The organism is Henriciella algicola, assembly GCF_003576245.1.
GTDB lineage: Bacteria > Pseudomonadota > Alphaproteobacteria > Caulobacterales > Hyphomonadaceae > Henriciella > Henriciella algicola.
Genome location: NZ_QWGA01000003.1, coordinates 886,002 through 911,999, shown reverse-complemented (window position 1 = coordinate 911,999; position 25,998 = coordinate 886,002). Strand labels below are relative to the sequence as shown.

25 protein-coding genes and 1 tRNA gene are annotated in these 25,998 nt (G+C 60.4%); 11 read left to right on the top strand and 15 right to left on the bottom strand.

Features of this window, described 5'->3' with window-relative positions:
- Positions 1–31 precede the first annotated feature (31 nt).
- The 7 genes from D1222_RS04875 to D1222_RS04845 all read right to left on the bottom strand — a co-directional run bounded on the left by D1222_RS04875 (position 32) and on the right by D1222_RS04845 (position 8,435).
- Positions 32–484 carry a copper chaperone PCu(A)C gene (locus D1222_RS04875; protein WP_119453076.1) on the bottom strand — a complete coding sequence of 151 codons (453 nt, stop codon included), beginning with the start codon at positions 482–484 and terminating at the stop codon, positions 32–34.
- 48 nt (positions 485–532) lie between these two features.
- The gene (gene trpS, locus D1222_RS04870) at positions 533–1,573 is read right to left on the bottom strand and encodes a tryptophan--tRNA ligase (protein WP_119453075.1); all 1,041 of its coding nucleotides are present in this window, start codon (positions 1,571–1,573) and stop codon (positions 533–535) included.
- Between the two features lie 23 nt (positions 1,574–1,596).
- On the bottom strand, positions 1,597–3,150 hold the full coding sequence (gene murJ / locus D1222_RS04865) for a murein biosynthesis integral membrane protein MurJ (RefSeq protein WP_119453074.1): 1,554 nt from the start codon (positions 3,148–3,150) through the stop codon (positions 1,597–1,599).
- Positions 3,151–3,181: 31 nt separating this feature from the next.
- On the bottom strand, positions 3,182–6,007 hold the full coding sequence (locus tag D1222_RS04860) for a [protein-PII] uridylyltransferase (RefSeq protein ID WP_119453073.1): 2,826 nt from the start codon (positions 6,005–6,007) through the stop codon (positions 3,182–3,184).
- A gap of 53 nt (positions 6,008–6,060) precedes the next feature.
- A complete protein-coding gene (locus D1222_RS04855) occupies positions 6,061–6,870 on the bottom strand; it encodes an inositol monophosphatase family protein (protein ID WP_119453072.1) in 810 nt (269 codons plus the stop codon).
- Between the two features lie 32 nt (positions 6,871–6,902).
- Complete coding sequence (locus tag D1222_RS04850; protein WP_119453071.1) at positions 6,903–7,295, bottom strand: helix-turn-helix domain-containing protein; 393 nt, start codon at positions 7,293–7,295, stop codon at positions 6,903–6,905.
- Positions 7,296–7,544: 249 nt separating this feature from the next.
- Positions 7,545–8,435 carry an N-formylglutamate amidohydrolase gene (locus D1222_RS04845; protein ID WP_119453070.1) on the bottom strand — a complete coding sequence of 297 codons (891 nt, stop codon included), beginning with the start codon at positions 8,433–8,435 and terminating at the stop codon, positions 7,545–7,547.
- A gap of 120 nt (positions 8,436–8,555) precedes the next feature.
- On the opposite strand from D1222_RS04845, the gene cpdR reads away from it, so the two are divergent.
- The 5 genes from cpdR (at position 8,556) to D1222_RS04820 (ending at position 12,405) form a co-directional block, all read left to right on the top strand.
- Positions 8,556–8,915, top strand: coding sequence for a cell cycle two-component system response regulator CpdR (gene cpdR / locus D1222_RS04840; RefSeq protein WP_119453069.1), 360 nt, complete (start codon positions 8,556–8,558; stop codon positions 8,913–8,915).
- A gap of 67 nt (positions 8,916–8,982) precedes the next feature.
- Positions 8,983–9,057, top strand: a tRNA-Val gene (locus D1222_RS04835).
- A 448-nt stretch (positions 9,058–9,505) separates the two neighbouring features.
- On the top strand, positions 9,506–9,943 hold the full coding sequence (locus tag D1222_RS04830; protein ID WP_119453068.1) for a TadE/TadG family type IV pilus assembly protein: 438 nt from the start codon (positions 9,506–9,508) through the stop codon (positions 9,941–9,943).
- On the top strand, positions 9,943–11,649 hold the full coding sequence (locus tag D1222_RS04825; protein WP_119453067.1) for a pilus assembly protein TadG-related protein: 1,707 nt from the start codon (positions 9,943–9,945) through the stop codon (positions 11,647–11,649). The genes D1222_RS04830 and D1222_RS04825 overlap by 1 nt, the downstream gene beginning before the upstream one ends.
- Before the next feature lie 117 nt (positions 11,650–11,766).
- On the top strand, positions 11,767–12,405 hold the full coding sequence (locus D1222_RS04820) for a TetR/AcrR family transcriptional regulator (RefSeq protein ID WP_119453066.1): 639 nt from the start codon (positions 11,767–11,769) through the stop codon (positions 12,403–12,405).
- Here D1222_RS04820 and D1222_RS04815 read toward each other — a convergent pair.
- The 3 genes from D1222_RS04815 to D1222_RS04805 are packed head-to-tail and all read right to left on the bottom strand — an operon-like array spanning position 12,394 to position 15,162.
- A complete protein-coding gene (locus tag D1222_RS04815) occupies positions 12,394–13,416 on the bottom strand; it encodes a threonine aldolase family protein (RefSeq protein WP_119453065.1) in 1,023 nt (340 codons plus the stop codon). The two genes, D1222_RS04820 and D1222_RS04815, sit on opposite strands and share 12 nt — an antisense overlap.
- Entirely contained in the window at positions 13,416–14,183 is a 768-nt protein-coding gene (locus tag D1222_RS04810; protein ID WP_119453064.1) for an SDR family oxidoreductase, read from the bottom strand. Before D1222_RS04810 ends, D1222_RS04815 begins: the two co-directional genes overlap by 1 nt.
- Complete coding sequence (locus D1222_RS04805; protein ID WP_119453063.1) at positions 14,170–15,162, bottom strand: calcium/sodium antiporter; 993 nt, start codon at positions 15,160–15,162, stop codon at positions 14,170–14,172. The genes D1222_RS04810 and D1222_RS04805 overlap by 14 nt, the downstream gene beginning before the upstream one ends.
- Positions 15,163–15,405: 243 nt before the next feature.
- Here D1222_RS04805 and D1222_RS04800 point away from each other — a divergent pair, with 243 nt between their 5' ends.
- Positions 15,406–15,810, top strand: a complete 405-nt coding sequence (locus tag D1222_RS04800) for an NUDIX domain-containing protein (protein WP_233348514.1) — start codon at positions 15,406–15,408, stop codon at positions 15,808–15,810.
- On the opposite strand, the gene D1222_RS04795 is transcribed toward D1222_RS04800, so the two are convergent.
- Together D1222_RS04795 and uvrC are read right to left on the bottom strand one after the other, a co-directional pair.
- Complete coding sequence (locus tag D1222_RS04795; protein ID WP_119453061.1) at positions 15,801–16,433, bottom strand: CDP-alcohol phosphatidyltransferase family protein; 633 nt, start codon at positions 16,431–16,433, stop codon at positions 15,801–15,803. The genes D1222_RS04800 and D1222_RS04795 overlap by 10 nt on opposite strands.
- Before the next feature lie 6 nt (positions 16,434–16,439).
- Entirely contained in the window at positions 16,440–18,329 is a 1,890-nt protein-coding gene (uvrC, locus tag D1222_RS04790) for an excinuclease ABC subunit UvrC (protein ID WP_119453060.1), read from the bottom strand.
- Between the two features lie 198 nt (positions 18,330–18,527).
- Here uvrC and D1222_RS04785 point away from each other — a divergent pair, with 198 nt between their 5' ends.
- Together D1222_RS04785 and D1222_RS04780 are read left to right on the top strand one after the other, a co-directional pair.
- Positions 18,528–19,739 (top strand): pyridoxal phosphate-dependent aminotransferase, encoded by a 1,212-nt coding sequence (locus tag D1222_RS04785; RefSeq protein WP_119453059.1) that lies wholly within the window; start codon positions 18,528–18,530, stop codon positions 19,737–19,739.
- 140 nt (positions 19,740–19,879) lie between these two features.
- Positions 19,880–20,326: a Dps family protein gene (locus tag D1222_RS04780; protein WP_119453058.1), complete on the top strand. Its 447-nt coding sequence runs from the start codon at positions 19,880–19,882 to the stop codon at positions 20,324–20,326.
- A gap of 211 nt (positions 20,327–20,537) precedes the next feature.
- Here the strand turns inward: D1222_RS04780 and D1222_RS04775 are convergent, their stop codons facing one another.
- Both D1222_RS04775 and D1222_RS04770 read right to left on the bottom strand, forming a co-directional pair.
- Complete coding sequence (locus D1222_RS04775) at positions 20,538–21,452, bottom strand: LysR family transcriptional regulator (RefSeq protein ID WP_119379553.1); 915 nt, start codon at positions 21,450–21,452, stop codon at positions 20,538–20,540.
- 76 nt (positions 21,453–21,528) lie between these two features.
- Positions 21,529–22,146, bottom strand: a complete 618-nt coding sequence (locus D1222_RS04770; protein ID WP_119453057.1) for a S24 family peptidase — start codon at positions 22,144–22,146, stop codon at positions 21,529–21,531.
- 101 nt (positions 22,147–22,247) lie between these two features.
- Between D1222_RS04770 and D1222_RS04765 the strand changes: the two genes are divergently transcribed.
- Together D1222_RS04765 and D1222_RS04760 are read left to right on the top strand one after the other, a co-directional pair.
- Entirely contained in the window at positions 22,248–22,598 is a 351-nt protein-coding gene (locus tag D1222_RS04765) for a DUF952 domain-containing protein (RefSeq protein ID WP_182481865.1), read from the top strand.
- Positions 22,599–23,690 (top strand): quinone-dependent dihydroorotate dehydrogenase, encoded by a 1,092-nt coding sequence (locus D1222_RS04760; RefSeq protein ID WP_119453055.1) that lies wholly within the window; start codon positions 22,599–22,601, stop codon positions 23,688–23,690.
- Here the strand turns inward: D1222_RS04760 and D1222_RS04755 are convergent.
- Positions 23,650–24,978: an MATE family efflux transporter gene (locus D1222_RS04755; RefSeq protein ID WP_119453054.1), complete on the bottom strand. Its 1,329-nt coding sequence runs from the start codon at positions 24,976–24,978 to the stop codon at positions 23,650–23,652. The genes D1222_RS04760 and D1222_RS04755 overlap by 41 nt on opposite strands.
- A gap of 64 nt (positions 24,979–25,042) precedes the next feature.
- Here D1222_RS04755 and D1222_RS04750 point away from each other — a divergent pair, with 64 nt between their 5' ends.
- Entirely contained in the window at positions 25,043–25,972 is a 930-nt protein-coding gene (locus tag D1222_RS04750; protein ID WP_119453732.1) for a histone deacetylase family protein, read from the top strand.
- Positions 25,973–25,998 lie beyond the last annotated feature (26 nt).

The following is a 25,998-nucleotide window of genomic DNA, read 5'->3' as shown; positions in this document are numbered from 1 at the left end:
TTTCCGCTAGCGCGCCCCGCCACGGCCTTGCCTATTCGCCTTGCGCGCGGACTTCGGCTTCTGCTTCCAGTGTCAGCGTCTCACCGGTTTCGGTCTCGAAGCTGAAAGAGATATTTGCGACTTCACCGGCCGAGAGATCCTCGACCAGGCTGAAGAACATGAGATGATTGCCGCCGCGCTCGAGCGTCAGCGTCTCGCCATCGGCGATCTCGAAACTCTCGACAGGACGCATCTGCATCGAGCCGTCATTCATTTCCATCGTGTGCATCTCGACCGTGCCAGCGATGTCAGAGATCGCGCCCGTCAGCGTGACATTGCCGCCTTCGACCGAAATTTCGATCCCGCCCATGGTGACATCGCGGCCAGCAATCGGGGCCATGACGAAAGCGTCTTCATAGGAAAGCACCGGGCCATCGGTCTCAGCCGACTGGCTGCAGGCTGCGATGAGGGCAGGGGCGAGAAGCAGGGCAGACAGGCGTTTCATGGAAATGACTTTCACGAGAGGAGGAGGGGTGGAGAGAGTTGAGGTGGCTTATGGGCGCCAGAAGCCGACCGTCTGGCGGACTTCTTCCATGATCGGCTCTGCGATTGCGTTCGCGCGCTCGGCACCGATGCGCAGGGCCGCGTCGATTTCGTGTGGATTATCCATCAGCTCGCGCATGCGGGTAGTGATCGGGGCGAGGTGATCGACGGCGAGGTCTGCAAGCGCTGGCTTGAACACGCCAAAGCCTTTGCCGCCATATTCGGCGAGGACCTGTTCGTCGGTCATGCCTGCAAGCGCGCCATAGATGCCGACAAGGTTTGCGACTTCGGGGCGTCCTTCGAGGCCAGCGATTTCCGATGGCACATCGCCAAGCGTGTCGGTCTTCGATTTCTTGATCTTGCGCGAGATAGTGTCGGCATCGTCGATAAGGTTGATGCGCGAATTCTCGGCCGGATCAGACTTCGACATCTTCTTCGTGCCGTCCTTGAGGCTCATGATCCGGGCGCCAGGGCCTTCGGTGAGGGCTTCCGGCAGCGGGAAGAAACCCGGCGCGCCATAGTCGCGGTTGAAACGGTCCGCGATGTCACGCGAGAGCTCAAGATGCTGGCGCTGGTCTTCGCCGACCGGCACGTGCGTCGCCTTGTAGGCAAGGATGTCCGCGGCCTGCAGCACAGGATAGTTGAAGAGGCCAACCGAAGAGCGCTCAGCGTCCTTGCCGGACTTTTCCTTGAACTGGATCATCTTCTCCAGCCAGCCCATGCGGGCGACGCTATCGAAAATCCAAGTGAGTTCGGTGTGCACACGGACAGAGGACTGTGCGAACAGGACAGATTTGTCGGGATCAACGCCGCTTGCCATCATCGCGGCTGCGATCTGGCGGGTCTGGTTGGCCAGCTGCGACTGGTCAAACGGCATGGTGATCGCGTGAAGGTCAACGACACAGAAGACGCAGTCCCAACCATCATTCTGCAGCGTGGTGAATTTCTTCAGGGCACCGAGGTAATTTCCAAGGTGGAGATTGCCGGTGGGCTGGATACCGGAAAAGACCCGCTTGGGCCCGGTATAGGTCGGTGTGTCTTGCTCGCTCATGGCGCCGCAAATAGCGCATGCCTCTAGCGGCGCAAAGCCCCCTTCATGTCACTGAGACGAATAGCGCCAAACAGGACTGCGAAAACCAGATAGGCTGCGGCCCCTGCGAGCGAGATCACGATGGCGCCGACGAATTTGGAGTCGAGCGCGACCTCGGAGATCTGGCCGCTGATGCTGGCGAGATACCAGAGCAGGGCGCCGAGGGCCGATGAGGCGAGAATGACGGAGACGAGGCGTTTGAGGAGCTCTGGTCCCGGATTGTACCAGTCGCGGCGTTTCAAGGTCGCAAAGAGCAGGATGACGTTGATCCAGGCCGCTGTGCTGGTCGCAATGGCAAGGCCGGGGAAGCCATAGACGCCCTGCGACTTCAGAAAAAAGAAGAGGCCAGCGCCCAGCACCGTGTTCACTACGACAGAGATGAGCGAGAAGTTCATCGGGGTGCGCGTGTCTTCGCGGGCGAAGAAGCCCGGCGCGAGCACCTTGATGAGCACAAAGGCAGGCACGCCCCAGCCAAAGTGAAAGAGGGCCTGCGCCGTGAGCGCCGCGTCGTCGCTGGTGAAGTCGCCGCGCGTGAAGAAGCTGTCGACGAAGAGGAAGGGCGCGGCCATGAGCGCCGCAGCGGCCGGGACCGTCAGCGCCATGGCGAGGCCGATGCCATTGTCCATGATATCGCGGCTGTCGCCCTCATCGCTGGCGCGGGCCGCGCGGGCGAGGCGCGGCAGGATCGCAAGACCTACGGCGACTCCGACAAGGCCGAGGGGCAGCTGGTACAGCCGGTCGGCCGAATAGAGCCATGACTTTGCGCCCGCCTCAAAGCTTGCGAGCGCCTGGCTGACGACGATGTTGATCTGCATGCCGGATGCCGCAATCGTTCCGGGAATGGCGAGGGCCGCGACGCGTTTCACGCCGGGCGTGATCTTGGGAAGGCCGATGCTCAGGCGAACTTTCTGGCGGGAGACGCCGTACCAGAGCAGTGCTACCTGAAGGGCCCCTGCTACAGTGACAGCGATGGCGAGTGACTGCGCGACCGCGTAATTGTCCGACCCCATGAAAGCCGCTGCGAGCAGGCAGAGATTAAGCAGGGTTGGCGCGCCTGCCGACATGCCAAAGCGCCCGGCCGAGTTCAGGACACCCGACAAAAGCGCCGCAAGCGCCATGAAGGCGAGATACGGCATGGTGATCTGCGTCAGCAGGATCGCCAGCGGGAAGTGGACCGGGTCATTGCGATAGCCGCCGTGCAGCAACAGCATGATCCACGGCATCGCCACCTGCGCGACGATGACGAGCCCCACCGTTACCGCCAGAAGCCCCCTCAGCGTCTCCTCGGCGAGCTTGCGGGCGGCTTCCTCGCCTTCGGCTTCCATGGTGCGCGCATAGGCGGGGACAAAGGCCTGCGCGAAGGCGCCTTCAGCAAAGACGCGCCGGAACAGGTTCGGGAACATCAGGGCGGTGAAGAAGGCGTCAGCCACCGGGCCTGCGCCTAATTTTGCGAGAATGACAAGGTCGCGGGCGAAGCCGAGGATGCGGCTGCCAAACGTCCAGCTCGACTGGGTCAACGTGTTGCGAAGGACGCTCATGCTGGGTGCGCTATACCGCCAAGGTTAACAATCAGAAGCTGTCTGCCGCATTTGCCTGCTTCAGGCTGCGGGCAGGCGTGCGCGGCGCGTCGGGCTCCTCGCGCTGGAGCACTTCCAGCAGTTTCTCCTTGAGCGCAGCAAGCTTCACATCAGTGTAACTCGCCGGGAGCTGCACGTAGAAAGCGTCGAATACCCGCTCACCATAACTGCCGACATGGGCGGAATGGATGGAGATGTTCTCGTCTGCCAGAAGGCGGGCGACATCGTGCAGCAGGCCCGGCCTGTCGCGGCCTGCCACATCGATGACAGTGTAGCCGTCAGACAGCGTGTCATCGATCTTGACCTGCGGGATGACCCTGAAGGCCGCCTCGCGCCGGTAGGACTTGGCCGGGATGTTGGCCACGGGTTCATTGGTGGCAAAGGCGCGGCGAACCTCATTCTCAAGGCGTCTCAACCGGCCCTCGTCACCCGCAGCGAACACGCCGCCCTTGCCATCCTGAAGGATGAAAACATCGACGATGAACCCGGATGGCGCGGTGAAGACCTGAGCGGAGACGACATTTGCGCTCTGCGAGGCGATCGTCCCGGCAAGGCGCGAGAATAGGCCGAGCCTGTCCTGTCCTGCGACAAGCAGTGAGACACCGCCGCCATCCTCGCGAACATGCGCAGAGACGATTGGCGGGTCGCCTGCCCGGATCGTGCGGGCATGCTGCTCCAGCGCGTCGAGGTCAAAGCCAGTCCAGTAGGCCGGGTCCATGTCGGACATCACTTCGGGAATGGTGCCGACGCGCTCGACGAGCTGTTCGCGGTTCAGCGCGGCGCGGCCTTCAAGCTCACGCGAGACGCTGATGGCGTCAGTACGGCCCCCGCGCAGGGCGGCTTCGGTGTTCTGATAGAGGTCTTCCAGAAGCTGGCCCTTCCAGGCGTTCCAGATGCCGGGCCCCACGGCGCGAATGTCTGCAATGGTGAGGATGTAGAGCAACCGCAGGCGTTCGATCGACCCGACCATAGAGGCGAAGCGGACGATGGTCTGCGGGTCTGCGATATCACGCTTCTGGGCGGTCTCACTCATTTCGAGGTGGTGACCGACCAGCCATGCAACGAGGTCTGTCTCGGCATCAGACAGGCCGAGGCGTTTGCCTGCAGCCGTCGCGGTCTTCGTGCCTTCAATCTGCTGGTCGCCATGGCCCTTGCCTGTGTCATGCAGCAGCATCGCCAGATAGAGAATGTGCTTGTTATCGATCTTCTGGAAAAGGCGGTGGGGCAGTTCAAAGCCTTCGCCGCCTTCCCGGTCGATCTGCGCCATATAGTCGACGGCGCGGATCGTATGCTCATCCACGGTGAAGTGGTGATACATGTTGAACTGGGTCTGCGCGACGATGCCGCCGAACTCGGGAATGAAGCGGCCAAGCACGTCAGCCTCGTTCATGCGGTGCAGGGCCAGTCCGGGGTTTTTGCCGTTTACCAGAAGGTCGATGAAGATCTTGCTCATCTCTGGCTTGGAGCGGGTGCGCGAATTGATGACGCGGGCATTACGGGCCGCGATCGTCATGGCATCGGGGTGGATGTCGTGTTCGGTCTCATCAGCCAGCTGGAAAAGCCGGATCAGGTTTTCCGGTGACTTCTTGAAGACGTCCTCATCGGTGACGCTGACGCGTTCCCCATCAAGGATGAAGCCCTCGTGCGCCATCGGTTTCGGCGTGCCAGTACGGATGAAACGGCGCCAGCCTTCAGGCTTCTTGATCTGATCGGCTTCGAGCTTCGCCGCGAGAATGCGGGTCAGATTGCCGACATCCTTTGCGACAAGGAAATAGTGTTTCATGAACCGCTCGACCCCGAGCTGTCCGGACCGGTCGCGGTAGCCCATACGGGACGCGATCTCCGGCTGAAGATCGAAGCTCAGCCGCTCTTCGGCGCGGCCTGTGAGATAGTGAAGATGGCAGCGCACCGTCCAGAAGAAGCGCGCAGCGCGGATGAAGACGCTGTACTCATGCTTGGTGAAGGGGCCTGACTTCATGACGTCTTCAAGCGAGACGCCGTCATACATGTGCTTGGTGATCCAGTAGAGCGTCTGCAGGTCACGCAGGCCGCCCTTGCCTTCTTTCACATTGGGTTCAACGACATAGCGCGTATTGCCCTGCTTGGCGTGGCGCCCATCGCGCTCTGCCAGCTTGTCGGCGATGAACTGGGTATCGAAACCGTCGACCGCTTCCTTGCGAAATTTCTCTTTGGTTTCTGCGGCAAGATCCTCGTCCCCGAACAGGAAGCGCGCGTCGAGAAGCGACGTTTTGATCGTCACATCCTGTTTGGACAGCCGGATGCACTCTTCGGGCGTGCGGAAGGCGTGTCCCACCTTAATGCCGACATCCCAGAGGGCGTAGAGCATGTATTCGATGACGCTCTCTGCATGGGCCGACGCCTTGTAAGGACGGATAAAGAGCAGATCGACATCGCTGGAAGGCGCAAGGACGTTGCGGCCATAGCCGCCGGTCGCAAACACGGCGAGACGCTCCCCCTCTGTGGGGTTGCGGGCGCGGTGCACATGGACGGTAATATAATCGTAGAGCGCGTGCAGCGTCTCATCCATGACAGCAGAAAGGAGCCGTGCCGTATCGAGACCGCCTGCGCCTTGTTGCAGGCGTTCCTGCGCGATCATCCGGCCGCGGAAGAGCGCGCCGTGAAGGTGGTCGAGCACCTGTTTGCGCGCCTTTGCCTCATCAGACAGATTGTCGAGGAAGTCCGAAGTGAGCTTCACGCGAAGCGCGCGCCCATCGATGATGTTGGAGATGTTCCACTTGCTCGGCCAGCGACGGGTCGGCAGCTTGCGGTGGACGAGGGATTCGCTCTGTTCGCTCATGCAACAGAACCTAGCGCACAAGTCGGGCAGGTGACCAGCATCGCTGTAATTGATTAATCGCCAGCAGACCGGCGCAGGGAGATGAAAGCCTGCTCGAAGACGGCTTCCGAGGACGCGCAGACGATCTGGGGGCCCTGTTTGGCTTCGCGCCCCCGCCAGTCTCTCGCAATGCCGCCTGCGCCCCGCACAACCGGGATCAGCGCTGCGACATCATGTGGCTGCAGGCCTGTTTCACACACCAGGTCGATGCTGCCAGCGGCAAGACGTCCATAGGCATAGGCATCAAGGCCATAGCGGCAGATGCGTGCCGTGTGCCGGATATGCGTCCATGCCCCCTGTTCGGCCGGGTTCATGATGAACGGATCGGTTGTGGCGATGATTGCCTGTCGCAGGTCATTGCAGGAAGACACGCGCAGCGCCGTGCGGCCTTTTGGCGTCTCTAGCCAGGCCTCGCCCGGTGCGCCGATATATCGCTCTCCGAGGACGGGCTGATCAATGATGCCAATGACAGGGTTTCCGTCCGGGTCCGCCAGCGCGATCAGCGTCGTCCAGACGGGCAGGCCTGCGAGAAATGCACGCGTGCCGTCGATCGGATCGAGCAGCCAGGTCCAGCCGGAGCTGCCTTCATGCCTGCCAAACTCCTCGCCGTCGATGCTGTCATCCGGGCGTTCGACTGACAGAATGGCCCGGATGGCTTCTTCGCCGGCCCGATCTGCAACTGTGACGGGGTCGTAAGCGGCGCCGCCTGCCTTGTTCTCGGCATCAATGCCGGCGCGAAAATGAGGCGAAATCGCCTGCCAGGCCACGTCAGCGAGCCGGCAGGCGAGGTCTACAAGGTCAGACTGCGATGCAGGGAGGGTCATGTCTCGCGCTTATGGCGCGCGAGACAGGAAGGTCAAGCTGCGCCTGTGCCGCTCTGGTCGGATTCCAGGGCTTTGGCGAGCTCGAGCAGGCGGCGGCGTGGGCGTTCACCCAGGCGGTAGTATGCCCGCACCAGTTCGAGGGTCTCTTTCTGGCTCAGGATGTCGCCGTCCATCGTGTCGGCGTCATTCGCGGCAAGAAGGTCATCCTGCTCAATGCCGTCGAAGAAGTACTGGACTGATACGTTCAGCGCTTTCGAGAGATCGAAGAGCCGCGAAGAGGTCATGCGGTTGGCGCCGCACTCATATTTCTGGATCTGCTGGAAGCGGACCCCTACCTGGGATGCCAGCTCCTGCTGGGTCAGGCCGAGCAGCCTGCGGCGGCGGCGTAGTCTCTTTCCTACGTGAAGGTCGGTATTGTCAGTCATGCCCGGCTCCCCTTGATCATCCTTAAGCCCGGGATCGTCCCGGTTTGAGCGTCGCAGAGATGGAGAGCAAACTTCATGCCGTCCGGTTGTCTCAGTCTGATTTCATGCAAAAACGCATCGATGCAGTTTTTTGGTCTTGCATTTTGTGCGCCGCACAATAAGTTGGTCTCAGCACTGCGGTGCTAACGCCTTCTGGCGTTTCCTCCCTTTACCTTATTCGGCCGCGCCAGCCTTGGCGCGGCCCTTTTTTTATGGGCGCAAGCGCTCGCTCAATTCAGAGATATTTTCCATCAGCCCATCTAGCTGATGCGACAGTGCGGCCATCGCGTCAATCGCTGTGACCTGGGCTTCATCAAGATAAAGCCGCCGGTTTATCTCTATTTGCAAGGCGTGGACGTGCTGTTTCGGCCGGCCATACTTCCGCGTGGTAAAGCCGCCAGCATATGGCGCATTCCTCACAACGCTGAATCCTGCCTTACGTAATGTTCGCTCCACAAGACCGGTCAGCTGGCCTGTGCAGCTCGACCCAAAGCGGTCACCAAGCACGAAATCCGGCAAGTCTGGACGGCCGGGCTGGGTCGACGGCATGGAGTGGCAGTCGATCAGGATGGCGCATCCATACTTCTGACGCAGTGCAGCAATCTCGCCCGATAATGCGGCGTGATACGGTGTATGAACGAAGTCGAGGCGAGCGCGTCCGTCAGCTGGGTCCAGCTTTTTTGCATAAATAAACTCACCGCGCGCACCGATGCGTGGAAAGCAGCCCAGTCCCGCTTCGACCCGGACTGTCGGCACAGCGACAGGGCCTGGCGGGTCACCATGAAACATGGAGGCGTCAATCTCACGGGGGTCGCGGTTGAGATCGACAAAGGAGCGCGCATAAGTCGCTTTCAGCAGCCGTGCACCATAAAGAGGCGCGTTCGCGAACAGCTCATCGACAAACGCGTCTTCTGTCCGCTTCAGGTCCAGTAGCGGCACGCGCAGCGCACTGCGGAAATAGTCTGGATATTCCCGGCCACTATGGGGCGACGCAAAGATTAGCGGGCGCTCATCGGACTGCGGCACGTCCAGCGTAAACGCCGGCAACCGTAGTCCGCTCCCCGGCACGGGGCTCTGCTCTTCTGTCGCCGTGACTGTCATCGTGCCATAGGTCGGTCATTGGCTTTCCGGGTCAAGCTTTACTCCCACGTTCACCGTCGATTTACCCGAACCGTGCTTTGTGCGATCAAACGACAGTCAGATAGCCGGAACGCAGTCCCCATGAGCAAGATACTTCTCGCCGAAGACGATGAAATGATGCGCACCTTTCTGGCTGCGTCGCTGAAACGGGCCGGACACGACGTTCAGGACTTCGAGGATGGCGAGACGGCGCTGAACGCGCTTGAGCGTGAGGTGTTCGACCTGCTGCTGACGGACATCGTCATGCCTGGCATCGATGGCATCGAACTCGCCAGACGCGGCGCAGAGCTCGACCCGGCCATGAAGATCGTCTTTATTACCGGGTTTGCAGCCGTCGCACTGGCTTCCGGCACGCCGACGCCCGCAGGTGCAAAGATCCTGTCGAAGCCTTTCCATCTGCGTGAGCTGGTCGAGGAAGTTGACCGCGTCATCGCTGCCTGACATTTGCAGCTGAAACAGGCTTGACTTGGACGCTCCGACGTCCGATTAGGGCCGCTTCGAAACGGATGGGCGGTTAGCTCAGCGGTAGAGCACTACATTGACATTGTAGGGGTCACAAGTTCGATCCTTGTACCGCCCACCATTTCCCCGACATTAAAGCGCGCACGCCCCGAGGGGGTGAGTCCGTTGTTCTGACGCCTAACTTTATATTTTTATCAGGCGCAAGCTTGTTCGGGATTTCCGGAGAGCACGTATAGCGTGTAGATGGATGCTCGTGCGTCGCCAATGCATTGAATAATCATCGAAAATATTCATTTGCGCATGGGTGCAGAGCAAGCAGATCCAATTTCCCTATAGCATAGACAATATCAAATAAAACAAAAGTTTCTTCGCCGATCTTCGATGCTGCAAATACAAAAAATCTCATGAATACAGCGCCATTCAAGGTTAACGTATAGGCGGCTAAGTATAAGTTACTAATTCTTCAAGACGGCAGAATGTTTCATTAATTAATGATCCGCCTAATCCCCTCAAAGCGGGAAAAAACACCGCCATCTCTACCTGGGGATGTGCGTCCGCAAGGAGGGACAATGTTGCGTGCTGGAGTGCAGAAAAGCCGGTTATCAAGATGCAGTGGAGGCTCGTCAGCGGTCGAGTTTGCGATCGTGGCGCCGGTGCTCCTATTCCTTCTGTTCGGCATCATCGCTTATGGGGTCTTCTTCGGGGCGGTTCATTCAGTTCAGCAGCTGGCAGCAAATAGCGCGCGCGCCGCGGTGGGTGGACTCGACCTCGTTGAGCGCCAATCGCTCGTTGACCAACACGTCGCTGCTACGGTCAGCGAGGGTGGCCTTTTGAGCCTTGAGGCGCTCAATGTGAGTGTAGAGGCCCTCGGAGAAGACTCGACCTATCTTCGTGTCGTTGTCGATTTTGACGCGAGCCACCTGCCTGTGTGGAATTTGTACAATGGCTTGCCGCTGCCGGAGAAGAATATTCGCCGGGAGGCCGTTATCAGGGCGGGAGGCTACTAATGCCCTCGCTCTTCAATTACTTCGAACGCCTAACGGCTCTGGGGCGCGAGCGGGCAGGGAATGTGGCTGTCATCACGGCCACATTCGCGCCAATTGCCGCGATGATGGCAGCTCTCGCAATCGATACCGGGGCAGTTGCAACCCAGAAGCGGGCCTTGCAGGGACATGCTGATGTGGCCGCCCTCGTCGCTGCTTCCGACCTTCTGAATGCTGAGAGCGTTGCTAGAGCCTATCTCTCTGACAACGGCCGTACCGGTATTGATCTGGAGCACGATGAGGAGGCCGAGGAGGTTCGCTCAACCACCGGCATGACGGTCGAGGTGGAGACGGGTCGATATACGGCGGACAAGGACCTTCCCGTTTCTGAAAGATTTGTCGTGGGGCAGGGGCCTGTGAACGCGGCCCGTGTCTCATTGTCCGAACCTCAGCACAGACTATTCGAATTTCTTGGGCGATCGCCCAAGCGGCTGGAAGTGTCGGGTGTCGCAGTGGTGTCCGCGGAAGCGGGTATATCCGTCGGGTCTCGCCTCGCACGGCTTGAAGATGGCATTCTGAACAGTCTCCTGTCCGAGCTTCTTGGGGCCGAAATTGGCCTCTCCGCGATGTCGTATGACGCCTTGCTCGATGTAGAGATCGATATGATCGATTGTCTTGAGTGGCTCGCTGAAGACCTTGAGTTGACCGCCGTGACCTATGAGGACGTCCTCGAAACAAACATAGGACTGGAAGATCTTCTGTCGGCCATGGCCGAGACGGTGGGCGATAGCGCCCTCGCACGCCAGGCCCTTCGCTCACTCTCTCAGGACGCAGGGCGCGACCCTCGCACCTTAAAGGTTGGTGATCTGATCGAGCTGGGCCGAATTGCTCCGCGCGCGCTCGGCGATGTACCTGCCGGAACAGGCGTCAGACTGGATGCGCTGCCGCTTCTGATGGCCAGCGCTATCACCGCAAATGGCAACAATCAGATTGATCTTGGTCTGTCTGCGCATGCGGGCCGTCTGGTAAACGTCGATGCGTCTCTGGTGATCGGTGAGCGGCCTCAGGGTCAATCTTGGTTCGCTCTGTCAGGCCTTCCCGGGGAGACAGTTTCAACCGCACAGATGCGCCTTTCGGTCATCGCAGAAATCGGCGGGGGCAGGCATCTGTCTGATGCGTTGATCAGCCTGCCAATCCACATCGATCTGGCCGCAGCTGATGCGCGGATAACAGATATCGTCTGCGAGCCCGGTGAGAGGGATCCTCAGCGGGTCAACGTAGCTGTGCGCCCATCTCTCGCACGCCTGCGTATCGCGGACATTGAGGGTTCGGGGGCATCAGCGCGCGTTGAGCCGGCGCATATTCTGAATGGTCGACTGATCCAGATTGACGCGTTCGCCGATGTTCAGGCCGCCAATCCTGACGACGCGCAACTGCGCTATATGCGCCATGAAATTGGCGGTGATCCGAAGACGGCTGGCACGAGCCGGGCTCTGGAGGGACTGCTCACGTCAGCGATCTCGGAGCTCGACTATGAAATCGATGTGATTGGTATTCAGTTGCTCAGCGACGCTTATATCGCGTCCATTTTGTCAGGACTCTTCGAAGAACTTGCTCAGCCCCTCGACACGCTTGTCTTCAGCCTGACGTCCGCATTGGGGCTAGGCCTTGGTGAGGCGGACGTCTGGGTTCACACCGCCTCCTGCAACGCGCCTGTGCTGGTTCAGTGAGAATTACTTTGACCATCGTAACAAACTGACTACGTTCTCAATATATTGAAAACTATAGTTTTATATTGGGTGTTCGATAGAAATTGAGCCACCTGATAGATTAGTTGGGGAGCGAGAATGGCCCGGCCGGCAGGCGTCCGAAATCAAGACTTTGAAAAGAAAAAGCAGGCGCTCACTGATAAACTGCTGACCTTTGTGCTGAGCGATGGCGTCGACAGGCCGTCCTTCAGACAGCTGGCGATTGCGGCCGAAACCTCTGAACCGACCCTCCGCCACTATTTCAAGGACAGGACCGGCCTGATCGTCCATCTGCTCAACCAGATCAACGAACGGTCTGAGCCTATGAGGGATATTCTCCGTCAGCCGCAGGACAATCTCGACGATGCGGTAAAAGGTTATTTTCGGCAAATGGCCGCGCTCACGCGCACGGAGTCTTATGTAAAGGTGCACGCCTTTGGCATCCGGGAGGCCATGGGTGACGAAGAGATCCAGAAATTCTACCTGCAGAAATATCTTTCGTCCGGCATAGATGCTGTGGCCGAGCGGCTGATCCGGTCAAAAGGCGGGCCCAAATCCTTCGATGAAGCGCGCCATGCGGCAATCCTCATCGTGTCGGCCTCGCTCCTCCGTGTTGTCCACCAGGAGGTGTTGAGGGGCAAGGTCCACAAGCCGCTTGATGAAGACGTGTATTTCGAGCGCGTTGGTGAGTGGCTGTTGGACGGCTTACGGCCTTCCAAATCTTCTTCAGGCGAGTAGCTCAGACAAGCGGTCGATCGTCTCTTGCGGTGTGCACCAACTCGTCACCAGGCGGTGGGACCCGCCGATCCATGGATAGAAGGTCGCGCCCGCCTCCGTCAGCGCACGCAGATTGATATCGCTGAGGCGGACAAAGATCTCATTGCCATGTACTGGGTGGACGAGTTCGGTCTCGCCGTCCCGGCAAAGGAGGTTTGAGACTTCGCGTGCGCGCTGGTTTGCAGTGGTGGCGAGGGAGAGCCAGCGATCATCTGCGAACATGGCAATCGCCTGAGCTGCAAGATAGCGCATCTTGGGCGGCATATGGCCTGCGCGCTTGGCGCGGGCTTTCAGCTCATTGAATTTCTGCCGGGCACTGCCGAACAGGATAATGATCTCGCACCCCATCGCCCCCGTCTTGGTGAGGCCGAGCGTGAGAACGTCGATGCCTGCCTTCCAGCTGATCTCCGCAGGTGATGCCCCGGTTGAGACAAGCGCATTGGCAAAGCGTGCGCCATCGAGGTGGACCGTCAGGCCAGCATCCTTCGCAAGCGCGCTGAAATGCTTCACCTGAGCGGCTGGGTAGGCGGTCCCAGACTCGGTGAGGTTGGTTAGCGACAGGACGTGCGCCGGCGTCTCATGTACAAAATCCGGCTTGATGCCTGCGATCGCCTCGCGAAGCGCGGTTTCATCAATCTGCGCGCCCTCGCCAGGCAGAAGCTGAAGCTTGCCGCCGCCGGTAAAGAATTCAGGTGCGGAGCGTTCGTCGCGCGCGATGTGGGCTTCCTCGTGGCAGAGGATCGCGCCCATGGGCGGGCAGAAACAGGACAGGGCCAGCGCATTCGCCGCAGTGCCCGAAGCGCAGAGCCAGAAATCGAAGTCGTCGGTTTCCAGAACACGCGTCAGCTCATCGCGCAGGCGCGTGGTCACCTCATCGGCGCCATAGCTCGGCTGCATGCCATTGTTCACCCCCGCAAGGGCTTCAAGCACGGCGGGATGCGCTGGCGCGGACGTATCAGAAGAGAAGTTCATCAGACCTGCGTATCGGGTGTTTGCCACATGAGATGTTGGCCGCCATCGGTTGCAATCATCTGGCCCGTGACGCTGTCGGCGTCGATGAGATAGCGCATCGCGCGAACGATTTCTTCAGGCCGGGAGCCTTCCTGCGTCAGCGTTGCCTGTCTTTCAGCTTCGAACTCTTCGTCGCTCTGATGAACGCTGGCGAGCGTCGGGCCGGGGCCGATGCCGTTGACCCGAATGTGTGGTGCCAGCGCCTGCGCAAGTGTTTTTGTCGCTGTCAGGAGCGCCGCTTTGGACAGGGTGTAAGTGAAGAATTGCGGATTGAGCTTCCAGACGCGCTGGTCGATCACATTGATGATCAGGCCTTTCTCGTCGCCAGGGAGCGCCTTGGCAAATGCCTGCGACAGCGCGATCGGTGCGCGCAGATTGGCATCGAAATGAAGGTCCCAGCCCTGACGGTCATGGTCGAGGGCTGTGTCGTCCTCAAAGGCTGAGGCAGAGTTGACGAGCAGCCTGAGCGGGCCGCCCAGTTTTTCCTGCGCAGACGGGATCAGGGCCTTCAAATCTTTCTCTTCGGTGAGGTCGCCCTGCACGATGACGCCCATGCCGCCAGCTTTGCTGATCGCATCTGCAGTTTCCTGCGCACCTTCGGCAGATGAGCGGTAGTGTACCGCAACGCTCCAGCCATCTTCGCCTAGCGCTTCAGCGAGCGCGCGGCCGATGCGTTTGCCGGCGCCTGTAATCAAAGCGCGTTTCGGGGTCAGCCTATGATCTGCCAATCCAGCTCTCCACTTCGCCAGTGACGTCCCAGCCATGGATCAGCCCGTAGATGTAGACGGCATAGACGAGCAGCATTGCGAGCGCTGCAAGCCGCGTCACACGGCTGCGTGGCAGGACGAACAGGCCGAGAATTATGGCGGCGCCCGCCAGTGCCCAGTGGTCGAACTGAAGAAAGGTCGGGGCAAGATCTGTTGGACCGAAGAAGGCAATGATGGCGCCAGAGCCTGCAAGGTTGAAGATGTTGGAGCCAATGACGTTGCCGATCACGACTTCGCCGCGGCGACGAAGCCCGGCCGCAATACCCGCGCCGAGTTCCGGCAGCGAGGTGCCAATGGCGAGCAGGGTGAGGCCGATCACTTCCTCAGGCACGGCATAGATACGGGCAATACCAGCGCCGCCTTCGACGATGAGATGTGCGCCAAGCGGCAGGCCGACCAGGCCGATCAGAAGATTGAACCACATGGCCGTCGTGCCAAGCGACTCGCCTTCGTCTTCGAGGCCGACATCAATGCCTTTGCGGATGCCTTGGGACGTCCATACCAGCATCAGGATCGAGTAGAGGATGAGACTGCCGAGCAGCACGAAGCCGAAGACCGGCGTCAGCGGCATGAAAGCGGTCCAGCCGATCCAGACGGCCGTCACAGCAATCATGATCCAGTAGGACCGGCGAAGGCCGAACTGGCGTGTGGCGAGTGGGATGAGGAATGCGGGGACGGCGAGCACCAGCCAGATATTGGCGATGTTCGAGCCGACGATGTTGCCGATGGCGATGCCGGGCTGCCCCTGGCTGGAGGCATCAACCGCGACGACCATTTCTGGCGCGGATGTGCCGAAGCCGACAATCAATATACCGGCCACGAGCGGAGACACGCCAATCCGGCGTGCGAGTGCCACGGCCCCATTTACAAGGAAGTCGCCCGCAACGGCGAGAATGACGAGGCCGCCGACAAGGGCTGCAAGAAGCGTCAGGTCAGGCAAGGGTACTTTTCAGGTAACCTAGTCGAGACGGCGATAGTCGATCAGGTTCAGGATGCCGAAAATGGCGACAGTCACGCCGATTGCGATAAGTGCAAACATGGTCTTTAGCTCCGAATTCGTCGTTCGCTGCGCTAACTAGACTGTGTTAGCCCGTTTGGCGAGGGGCGTTTTCACAGATTGGGTAGAGTTATGGCCCGCATCAGGCAGCGAATCTTTCAGGCATGGTTCCGCTTCAGGCGGCCAATGACGCTCGGCGTGCGCGCTCTGGTGGAGCGGTCTGACGGTAAGGTCCTGCTGGTGCGCCATACCTATACCAAGGGGCTCTACCTTCCCGGCGGCGGCGTCGAGAAAGGCGAGATTGCCAGCGTTTCGCTGCTCCGCGAGCTGAAGGAAGAGGGCGGCGTCGAGCTGACCGGCACGCCGCGTCTTGTCGGCATCTATTCGAACGAGGCAGTCTTTCCGAACGATCACGTCGTCTTCTATCACGTGCGGCCCGGCGACTGGGTGGGCGGCGAGGCAACCAGTGTGGGCGAGATATCAGAGACTGTCTGGGCCGATCCGCACGCCCTGCCGGAAGATACGACGCCAGCGACGCAGCGGCGCGTCGCTGAAATCTTCGCGGGCGGGCCGAATGACGGCTATTGGTGAGGGTCGTCGTCTGACGCGGTCAGGCCCTTCACATAGTCGATGGCCGTCATCACCGCGAGAACGGCTGCGACCCAGACCATGACAAGGCCGGCCAGAAGCGTGCCGCGCGACAGGACCCAGTTCGGCGAATAAGTGTCTGCACCTGTCGTAACTGCACTGATCGCCATGCCCAGAAGGACGAGTGCGATGCCGCCAAGGACCAGCGCGGTCTTCATCTTGGCACTGTTGGACACTTTCATCGTTCCCGGATTGCCCATCGCCTCGCGCATGGCGGTGATGAGCACGTCACGGCTGACAATAGCGAGCGTCGGCAGGGTGATGTACCACGACCATTTGTCGATAAAGGCGAGCGCCAGCAGGCTGGACGCCGACAGCAACTTGTCACCGATCGGATCAAGCCGGGCGCCAAAGGCCGACTCTGCGTTCAGCTTCCTTGCAAGCCAGCCATCGAGCCAGTCAGTCAATGCCACGAAGGAGAAGAGCGCGAAGGGCAGAAACGCCATCAGCGTCGCGCCATCGCCTGCGCGCTGATCCCTGTCGAAATCCAGAATGGTATAGCCAACAACGATCGCCAGAATGCAGCGTCCGATCGTCAGGGCATTTGGCAGCCATTTCAAAGTCATGGTGTCCTAACCGCCATTGAAATGGCCATAGATACGTTCGGCGAGTGAGCGATTGATTCCCTCAACGCTCTCAAGGTCAACCAGCTTGGCACGTGACACGCCTTTTGCCGACCCGAAGTGATGCAAAAGTGCTTTTTTGCGTGACGGGCCGATGCCCTCAATCTCATCCAGCGGAGATGATTTGATATCGGCGGAGCGCTTGGCGCGGTGTGCGCCAATGGCCCAGCGGTGCGCCTCGTCGCGCAGGCGCTGAAGATAATAGAGCACGGGCGTGTCTGGCGGCAGCTGGAATGGCGCCTTGCCGGGGCGGAAGAATTTCTCACGCCCGGCATTTCGGTCAGGCCCCTTCGCGATGGACACAAGCGTGACATCGTCAGCGCTGAGGCCAAGCTCTGTCAGCGTCTCGGTCACGGCGCTCAGCTGGCCGAGTCCGCCATCAATGAGGACGAGGTCTGGGTAGGTCTCCAGCTCTGAAATCGCGACCTTCTGCTCATCGGCTTCCTTGAGGAGGCGCTTGAACCGGCGCCGCATGACTTCGCGCATCATGCCATAGTCATCGCCAGGCTCGAGCGTCGTGTCCTTGATGTTGAACTTGCGATACTGGCCCTTGATGAAGCCTTCAGGCCCGGCGACCACCATACCGCCGACGGCATTTGAGCCCTGGATGTGGCTGTTGTCGTAAACCTCCACCCGCTTTGGCTCCCCCTGCAGGTCGAAAGCTTTCGCCAGGTCTTTCAGCAGGCGCTGCTGGCTCGCCGTTTCTGCCAGCTTGCGTGACAGCGCTTCGGCCGCGTTGCGCGTCGCTTGCGCAACGAGCTCGCGCTTGTCGCCGCGCTGCGGGGTGCGGATCTCGACTTTCCGGTTGGATTTCAGCTCAAGCGCTTCGGCAATAAGCTCGCCCTGATCAGGCGCCTGATTGGTCAGGACCAGCTTTGGCGGCGGCCGCTTGTCATAGAACTGGACGAGGAAGGCCGACAGGATTTCCGGCGCGGTCTCTTCCTTCTCGTGGCGCGGGAAGTGGATGGTCGCGCCCCAGTTCTGCCCGGCGCGGATGAAGAAGACCTGCACGGCGGACTGGCCGCCTTCCATAGCGATGGAGAAGATGTCTGCTTCCTCGATCCCGTCCGGATTGATGTCCTGCTGCGCGCGGACAACAGCCAGCGCGCGGATTCGGTCGCGCAGGCTCGCGGCGCGCTCGAACTCCATATTCTCGGCGGCCGCTTCCATCTCGCTGGCAAGGTCTGCCTGAAGGTCAGTGGCCTTGCCTTTCAGGAAGTCGGCTGCCTGATCGGCGAGCTTTGTGTAGGCCTCCTCGCTGACAAGGTCGACGCATGGGGCAGAGCAGCGCTTGATCTGGTGCAGCATGCAGGGCCGCGTGCGTTGCGAGAAAACGCTGTCCTCGCATGTGCGCAGCAGGAAGGCCTTCTGCAGCGTGTCGAGGGTGCGGGTCACCGCATTGGCGCTGGCGAAGGGGCCGAAATAGTCGCCCCGTTCCTGCTTGGAGCCGCGATATTTCAGGATCTGCGGATAGTCGTGGTCGCGGCGGATCAGGATGTAGGGGAAGGATTTGTCATCGCGCAGCAGGATGTTGAAGCGCGGCTTCAGCGACTTGATAAGGCTTGCTTCCAGCAGCAGCGCCTCAGTCTCTGTTTCGGTGACGACGAATTCCATACGCGCAGTCAGCGCGATCATCGCGGCGATACGCTGTGTGTGGCCACCCAGCCGGGCATAATTAGAGACGCGCGCCTTCAGGTTGCGGGCCTTGCCGACGTACAAGACCTCATCCTTGGTCCCGAACATGCGATAGACGCCCGGCTTTGCGGGCAGGCGTTTCAGATTGTCCTTGATGACATCGACGCCCCGCCGGGCTGGTCTGTTGGATGAGGTTTCTGACATGCTGGCGCTAACCTAATGGCAGCCGCGCCCGCCGCCTAGTTGGCCAGCTGCCAGGCGTGCTGCGGGCTGCATGCGCTGCGGCCAGATTTGCAATCAGCCCGTGCGGGACCAATTCTTTGATCTGAGAGCCCGCGCCCGCTTGTGCACGGCGCGCGGGCGACATATGCAGACCCACGCCTTCCAAAGGAGTTCAGTCACATGGCAACCGAAATCGCCCTTAGCCGCGCCGTAGAGCGTGTCCAGCCTTCAGCAACGATCGCTGTCACGACCAAAGCGAACGAAATGAAGCGTCAGGGCATCGACGTCATTGGCCTTGGTGCCGGTGAACCGGATTTCGACACGCCTAAACATGTGAAGGAAGCCGCGATCAAGGCGATCAATGACGGCAAGACCAAGTACACGCCGGCCGATGGCATCCCTGAGCTGAAAGAGGCCATCTGCGCCAAGTTCAAGCGTGACAATGACCTTGAGTACACGCCGGCGCAGATCAACGTGTCGCCGGGCGGCAAGGCCGTTCTCTACAACGCCTTCATGGCGACGCTGAACCCGGGCGACGAGGTGATCGTGCCTGCGCCTTACTGGGTGAGCTATCCTGAGATGGCGCGCCTTGCTGGCGGCGACCCGGTCTTCGTGCAGTGCGGCCCGAACTCTAATTACAAGCTCTCACCAGAGGCGCTTGAGCAGGCGATCACGCCAAACACAAAGTGGCTGGTCCTCAATTCGCCGTCGAACCCGACCGGCGCGGCCTACACGAAAGATGAGCTGCGTGCGCTGGCCGATGTCCTTCTGAAGCATCCGCATGTCTGGGTAATGACCGACGACATGTATGAGCACCTCGTCTATGATGACTTCAAATACTTCACGATCGCGCAGGTCGAGCCGAAGCTCTATGACCGCACGCTGACTGTGAACGGTGTGTCCAAGGCCTATGCGATGACCGGCTGGCGGATCGGCTATGCTGGCGGCCCGGAAAAGCTGATTGCCACGATGCGCAAGATCATGTCGCAATCCACCTCGAACCCATGTTCGATCAGCCAATGGGCGAGCGTTGCGGCTCTCAATGGCGATCACAGCTTTCTGGCGGAACGCAATGAAGTCTTCAAATCGCGCCGCGACATGGTCGTGAAGGCCCTGAATGATTGCGAAGGTCTATCCTGCGCAACGCCAGAGGGCGCGTTCTATGTCTATCCAAGCTGTGCAGGCGTCATCGGCAAGTCTTCGCCGAAAGGTGCACTGATCAGCTCTGACAAGGATTTCGCCACCGCGCTTCTCGAAGAAGAGCAGGTCGCCGTTGTCTTTGGTGAAGCCTTTGGCCTGTCGCCAGCATTCCGTATTTCCTACGCAACCTCCACCGAGGCGCTGGAAGAAGCCATGAAGCGTATCAAGCGCTTCTGTGCGGCGCTGAAATAGACCCGCGCTTTCAAGCTCCAGCTATAGGCAGGTTCTATAGCTGGGGCGCCTAAATCCAATTTGTTTGCGCTCCGGCGTGTCCCCATTTCAGTGCCATCTATGGTCACTGAAGACGATGAGATACGTCTGGAGGTATCGAAATGAGTAATACAGATCGAAATGCATCGATTGACGCCCTGCGAAATGTGCTGGGCGACACCTATGCGCTTTATGTGAAAACGCACGGCTATCACTGGAACGTCACCGGGCCGCGCTTCAAGTCGCTGCACGAGCTTTTCATGCAGCAGTACACGGAGCTCTGGACGGCGCTCGATGAGCTTGCAGAGCGGTTACGGGCGCTTGGAAAATTCGCGCCCGGCTCAACCGAGGAAATTCTGTCTAACGCAACCATTAAGCCAGACAATGGCGTGCCGGACTCTGAGGACATGATCAACAATCTGGTTCGTGGTCACGAGATGCTTGCGGAGGTTGCGCGCAAAGGCGTCGAAGCGGCCGATAGCGATGGCGATGTCGTGACGGCCGACTTGCTCACACAACGTGCGGCAATCTCCGAAAAGGCCGCCTGGATGCTGCGCGCCAGCATCTAGATTTCTTAACATCGAAACAGAAAAAAAGCCCGGCTGCGAGTGATCGCGCCGGGCTCTAAGTATTGGTTCCTACTTGGAGGGAGGAAACGCACAATCGGAGGAGATTGGCTGAAGCCGGAACCAAGGCATGCGCGCCAAGTAGATGCTGCGCGTGCGAAAGAAAACACCCGTTTCAGTATTGAAGCCATGCATTTCTGCATGTTACCTAAGGTCAGCTGGCACGAAGTTGCAGGTTTTCGCGTTTGATCGCATCCACTTCGGCCGTCAGGAAGTCCCTGAACACCGCGATTCGCTTGGATCGCTTGAGGTCGCTTGGATAGATAAAGAACAGGTCGAAGGTCGGTCCTGTATGGTCTGGCAGCACGCGCACCAGCTTCGGCACCGCACTCACCATATAGTCTGGGAGGTCTGCGATCCCGATACCGGCTTCGACGGCGCGCAGCATGGCTGGCACGTTTCGCACCTGCAGCGTTGCCTTGCGCGGTAGCGTATCATCGCGGCCAACCCGCTGCGCCCAGCTCATCGCGTCCAGCGGCGTGTTCTCCGTGCCGTAGCCAATGATCCGGTGATTATCGAGATCCTGCGGCGTGCGCGGCGTGCCATGTGCCTTAAGGTATTCTGGTGACGCATAGAGGTTCGTCGCAACCGTACCGAGTTTGCGCTGGATCAGGTCAGACTTGTCGGCCGCCCAGAGGCGAATAGCGCATTCTGCTTCCAGCTTGAGAAGGTCATAGGTCTCGCCATCGTCGAGGCGCAGGTCGATCCGCATCCCCGAATTGGCGGTCAGGAAGTTGCCCAGCCGCGGCACCAGCCAGGTCGATCCGAAAGCTACAGGGGCTGTAACCACGAGGTCGCCCTGGGCCACATCCTGCTGGTCGCGAAGGGCCGCATTGGCCGACTGCGCTGCCGATGCCATGTCCATGGTCGAGCGGTGGAGTGTGTGGCCAGCGTCGGTCAGCACTAGCCCGCGCGCATGCCGCTGAAAGAGCGATACGCCCAGCTGTTCTTCCAGCGCTGAAATCTGGCGCGACACAGCCGACTGCGAGATGCCGAGGCGTTCACCCGCGGCCGTCAGGCTGCCAGCTTCTGCTGCAGCGTGGAAGGATTTGAGCTTGTCCCAGTCCATGAGGTCTTTTGGATGACACGTGCAAGGATGTCAGGGCAAGCGGATTATGTGCTGCGCATGCGAACGCTGCAGGTGCTTACTGGCTCACCCAGAGGATGCGCGCGATCCAGTTGATTTGCGATGGTTTGAAGGTGCGCATCGGATGGTCGGGATTGAGCGAGACCAGCTCGACCTGCGTTTCGGTCTGACGGCCCAGAACCTTTGCCATCACCTCTCCGTCTTCGGTCTTGACCACGACACGGTCGCCCTTGCGCACCTGTGCACCGGGGGCGACGATGATGCGGTCGCCTTCGCGATAGGCGGGCTCCATACTGTCGCCGGTAATCTCCAGCGCATAGACAGGATCGCCGCCAAGGCCGGGAAACCGGACCTCGTCCCAGCCGCCGCCAGTCGGAAAGCCGCTATCATCGAAGAAGCCGTCGGCACCAGCTTGGGCAAGACCAATGAGAGGCGCCGTCGCGCCGCGATGGCCTTCGATAAGGGCTGCAAAATCATCCATGCCCGCGCCAACTGCTTCCAGAGCCCGGGCAATGCTTTCGGTCGATGGCCAACGCAGGCGTCCATCCTTGGCCTGACGTTTGGATGGGTTGAAGCTTGTCGGGTCGAGACCCGCCTGACGGGCCAGGCCAGAGGCGCTAAGGCCATTCTTCTTTGCCAGAAGATCTATGCCCTTCCAGACGTCGCCGTGGCGCATGATCTCTCGTCTCCGTTCTCTCCCTGATCTCCTATCATGGGAATAAATACCTAGCAAGCTTGATGCTTGCCGCGTCTGAGGAAGCCTGTAAGACCGCTCTTATGATGCTCGATACACCCGTCTACAAAATCCTGAGTGCCGCGGACGATGAACGTGCCCGTGAGCTTGGCCATACCGATACTGATCTCGATGCACGAGACGGCTATGTGCACCTGTCCTCGAAGGACCAGGTCGCCGAAACGCTGCGGCTGCACTATGCCGGTCAGCATGGAGTCAGTCTCTATGAGTTCATTGCAGAGCGCCTCGGCGGCGATGTGAAATGGGAAGCGTCTCGCGGCGGAGACCTCTTCCCGCACCTCTACGGCACGCTGCGCCTGTCAGATGCACAGCGCCGCTGGACGCTCGAAACAGACGACCAGGGCGATCCTGTTCTGCCAGAAGAGGTACGCTAGATGGCACTCTCATCGATTGGCGCCCGCTTCTTCCGCACGATGCCGCCTGAGGCAGCGCACACGGCTACAATCCGGGCGCTAAAGACCGGTGTCGGCGTACCGCGCATCAATCCAAAGCGCTGGAACACGCCGGTAACCCTGCCGAAATCAGGCCTTCGCCTCGGCAATCCGGTCGGGCTGGCCGCTGGCTTTGACAAGAACGCCGAAGTCTTCACGGCCATGTCGCATTTCGGGTTTGGCTTTGTCGAATGCGGAACGGTGACCCCGCGCCCGCAGGAAGGCAATCCGAAGCCACGCCTCTTCAGGCTGAGAGAGGACAAGGCGGTCATCAACCGGATGGGCTTCAACAATGAGGGGCTTGACGCCTTCATTGCGCGCCTGCGCCATGCAGACCGCGCGTCTTGCCCGGTCGGCGCGAATGTTGGGGCAAACAAGGACAGCGAAGATCGCATCGCTGATTACGAAGCCGGTATCGCGGCCGTCTATCCGCTGGCGGGCTACATCACGATCAACATCTCTTCCCCGAACACGCCGGGGCTTCGCGGGCTGCAGGACAAGGGCGCGCTGGAAGCCTTGCTGACGCGTTGCGGCGAAGCTGTCGCCATAGCGCATGCTGAACTGGACGACGCAGGCCAAACGCCGCGAAAGCCGGTCTTCCTTAAACTCGCGCCAGACCTCGATGAGCGCGCCATTAATGACATTATCGCGGTTGTCCGTGGGCCGGGAAGCTGGCTGTCAGGGCTGATCATCTCCAACACGACGCTGGAGCGCCCGGAGGCCCTGCAGAGCGAGCACAAGGCCGAAAGTGGCGGCCTGTCCGGTGCGCCGCTTTTCACGCCGTCGACGCAGGTGCTGCGCGCCTTCGCGCGGGAGCTTCTCGGTGAGTTCGACCTGATCGGCGCTGGCGGCATCTCAAGCGGTGCCGAGGCCTACCAGAAAATCCGGGCCGGTGCGCATGCCGTGCAGCTCTATTCGGCGCTGGTCTACAAGGGCCCATCGCTGGTGGCGCAGATCAACAAGGACCTCGCGGCAAGGCTCTATGCAGACGGCTTCACGTCTGTCGAGCAGGCTGTGGGGGCTGACTTTCGCTGACCTTGGCGATCATCGACGGCAGGTAGACGCCGAGCGCGCCTGCCCGCCAGACATACATGGTCAGAAAAGCGATCCAGACGCCCGTATTGGCGAAGGCATCCTTCAGAAGCACGTCTGTCCCGACATAGAGAACGGCGGCGACAACGCCCGCGTTTCGCAGCGCCTTGCCCTGCGTAGCGCCAAGGAAGAAGCCATCCAGTTGCCAGCAGGCCAGACCGATGAGCGGCACCGCAGCGCAATAGGGCAGATAGTCCAGCGCGACGGCGCGCGCATCTGCATCCGCCACAAAGTTCTCGATGATCCAGCCGCCACCAATAAAATAGGCGAGCGTGATAACAATGGCGCAGGCAAGCGCGATTTCGCTCGTCAGTCGCATGGCGCGCATCAGGCGCGCGCGGCTTCTGGCGCCATAGGCTTCGCCAATCTCCTTCTCGGCGACGAAGGCAAAGCCATCGAGCACAAAGGCCGATACCGACACGAACTGGAGAAGGACTTCATTGCCAGCAAGCGTCGCGGTGCCGAGGCTCGCGCCTGAATTCACGAACCAGGCAAAGCAGAAGAGCAGCGCCAGCGTCCGGATAAGGATATCGCGGTTGGCATTGATGAGGGCGGCCAGCCGCTCCCTGTCAAACAGCTTGCCAGAGCGCGAGAAGCCCTTGCGAACGAGGACCAGCCCGAAAGCGAGCGCGACCCATTCGGCGATGGCTGTGCCTGCACCTATCCCGGCAGGCCCCCAGCCAAGGCCTGCGACGAACCAGATATCGAGCGCAGCATTCGTGCCATTCATGACAATCTGAAAGGCCAGCAATTGCCCGGTCTTTCCTGTGCCGAGCAGCCAGCCTGTAATCGCATACCCCATCAGGACGGCAGGTGCGCCCCAGACGCGCGCGTCGAAATAGTCCCGGGCGAGCGACTTCACCTCAGGGCTTGCCTCGAAGGGCTGGAAGACGGCGAGTTTGAGGAGCGGCGACAGGATGAGGATGGCAAGACCGAGCGCCCCGCCGAGCAGGAGGGCGCGTTGCAACACCGTCTGTGCTTCCAGCCGGTCACCGCCACCTGCCGCCTGCGCGGTCAGGCCTGTCGTCGACATGCGCAGGAATCCGAACGCCCAGTAGAGGAAGTTCATTACCACGGCGGCCACACCAACGGCGCCGAGGTCAAACTTGGTGCCGTAGAGACCCATGACTGCCGTGTCGACGATACCGGTTGATGCGGTCGCCGCCTGTGCCAGCATCACCGGCACGGCAAGCGCAACGACCTTTGAGCGGGTGAGGACGGCATCTGACATGGCAAGCGGCTTATGGCGCTGGCCGCTGCTTGACAATCAGCCGCCTGCCGACATCTCACCCGTCATGGCGCTGCCGATCGTTCATCACCCTGACTATGACGCCGAGAGCGTGCCGGACAGCCATCGCTTTCCCATGCGCAAATACTCGCTGCTTGCCGACCGCTTGCGCGCGAGAGGAGAGACATTTGCCGTGCCCGCACATGCCCCCGAACGCTGGCTGCACCTTGCGCACGACCCGTCCTATGTGACGGCAGTGCTAACCTCCTCTGTGGACGCAAAAACGGCGCGCAAGATCGGCTTCGACATGACGCCGGCCATCGCCGCAAGAACGCGCGCCTCAGTCGGAGGTACGTGCCTTGCCGCCCGGCTGGCCGTCCAGCATGGCGCCGCTGTCAGTCTGGCGGGCGGCAGCCATCATGCAAGCTATGAAGGCGGGGCAGGCTTCTGCGTTTTCAACGATGTCGCCGTCGCCGCGCGGGTCGCTCTGGAGGAAGGACTTTGCCGCAAGGTCGCGGTCATCGATTGCGATGTGCACCATGGCGATGGCACCGCCAGCATCTTCGCCGAGGACGACCGCGTCTTCACCGCGTCCATGCATTGCGAGGACAACTGGCCGCGCATCAAGCCACCATCCGACCTCGACATTGGCCTCCCGCGCGGGGCAGGGGACAGCGACTATCTCGACGCGCTGGATGGCTTTTTGACCACTATCTTTAGCCGCGCAAAGCCGGATCTCGTTTTCTACAATGCGGGCGTCGACCCTCATCAGAATGACCGGTTGGGGCTTCTCTCGCTGAGCGATGATGGCCTTCGAGAGCGTGACCGCAAGGTGGCCGAAGCCTGCGCCAGACGCGGCATTCCAACCGTTGGTGTGCTCGGCGGCGGCTATGAAAAAGACGCCGCTGCCGTCGCGCGCAGGCACAGTTTCATGGTGGATGCACTTGCAGCTGCAACTGCGCCTGAAGGGCGAAGTGCCTTTTCTTCGCCTCAATAATCCTTAACGACTGTTAACCGGCAATA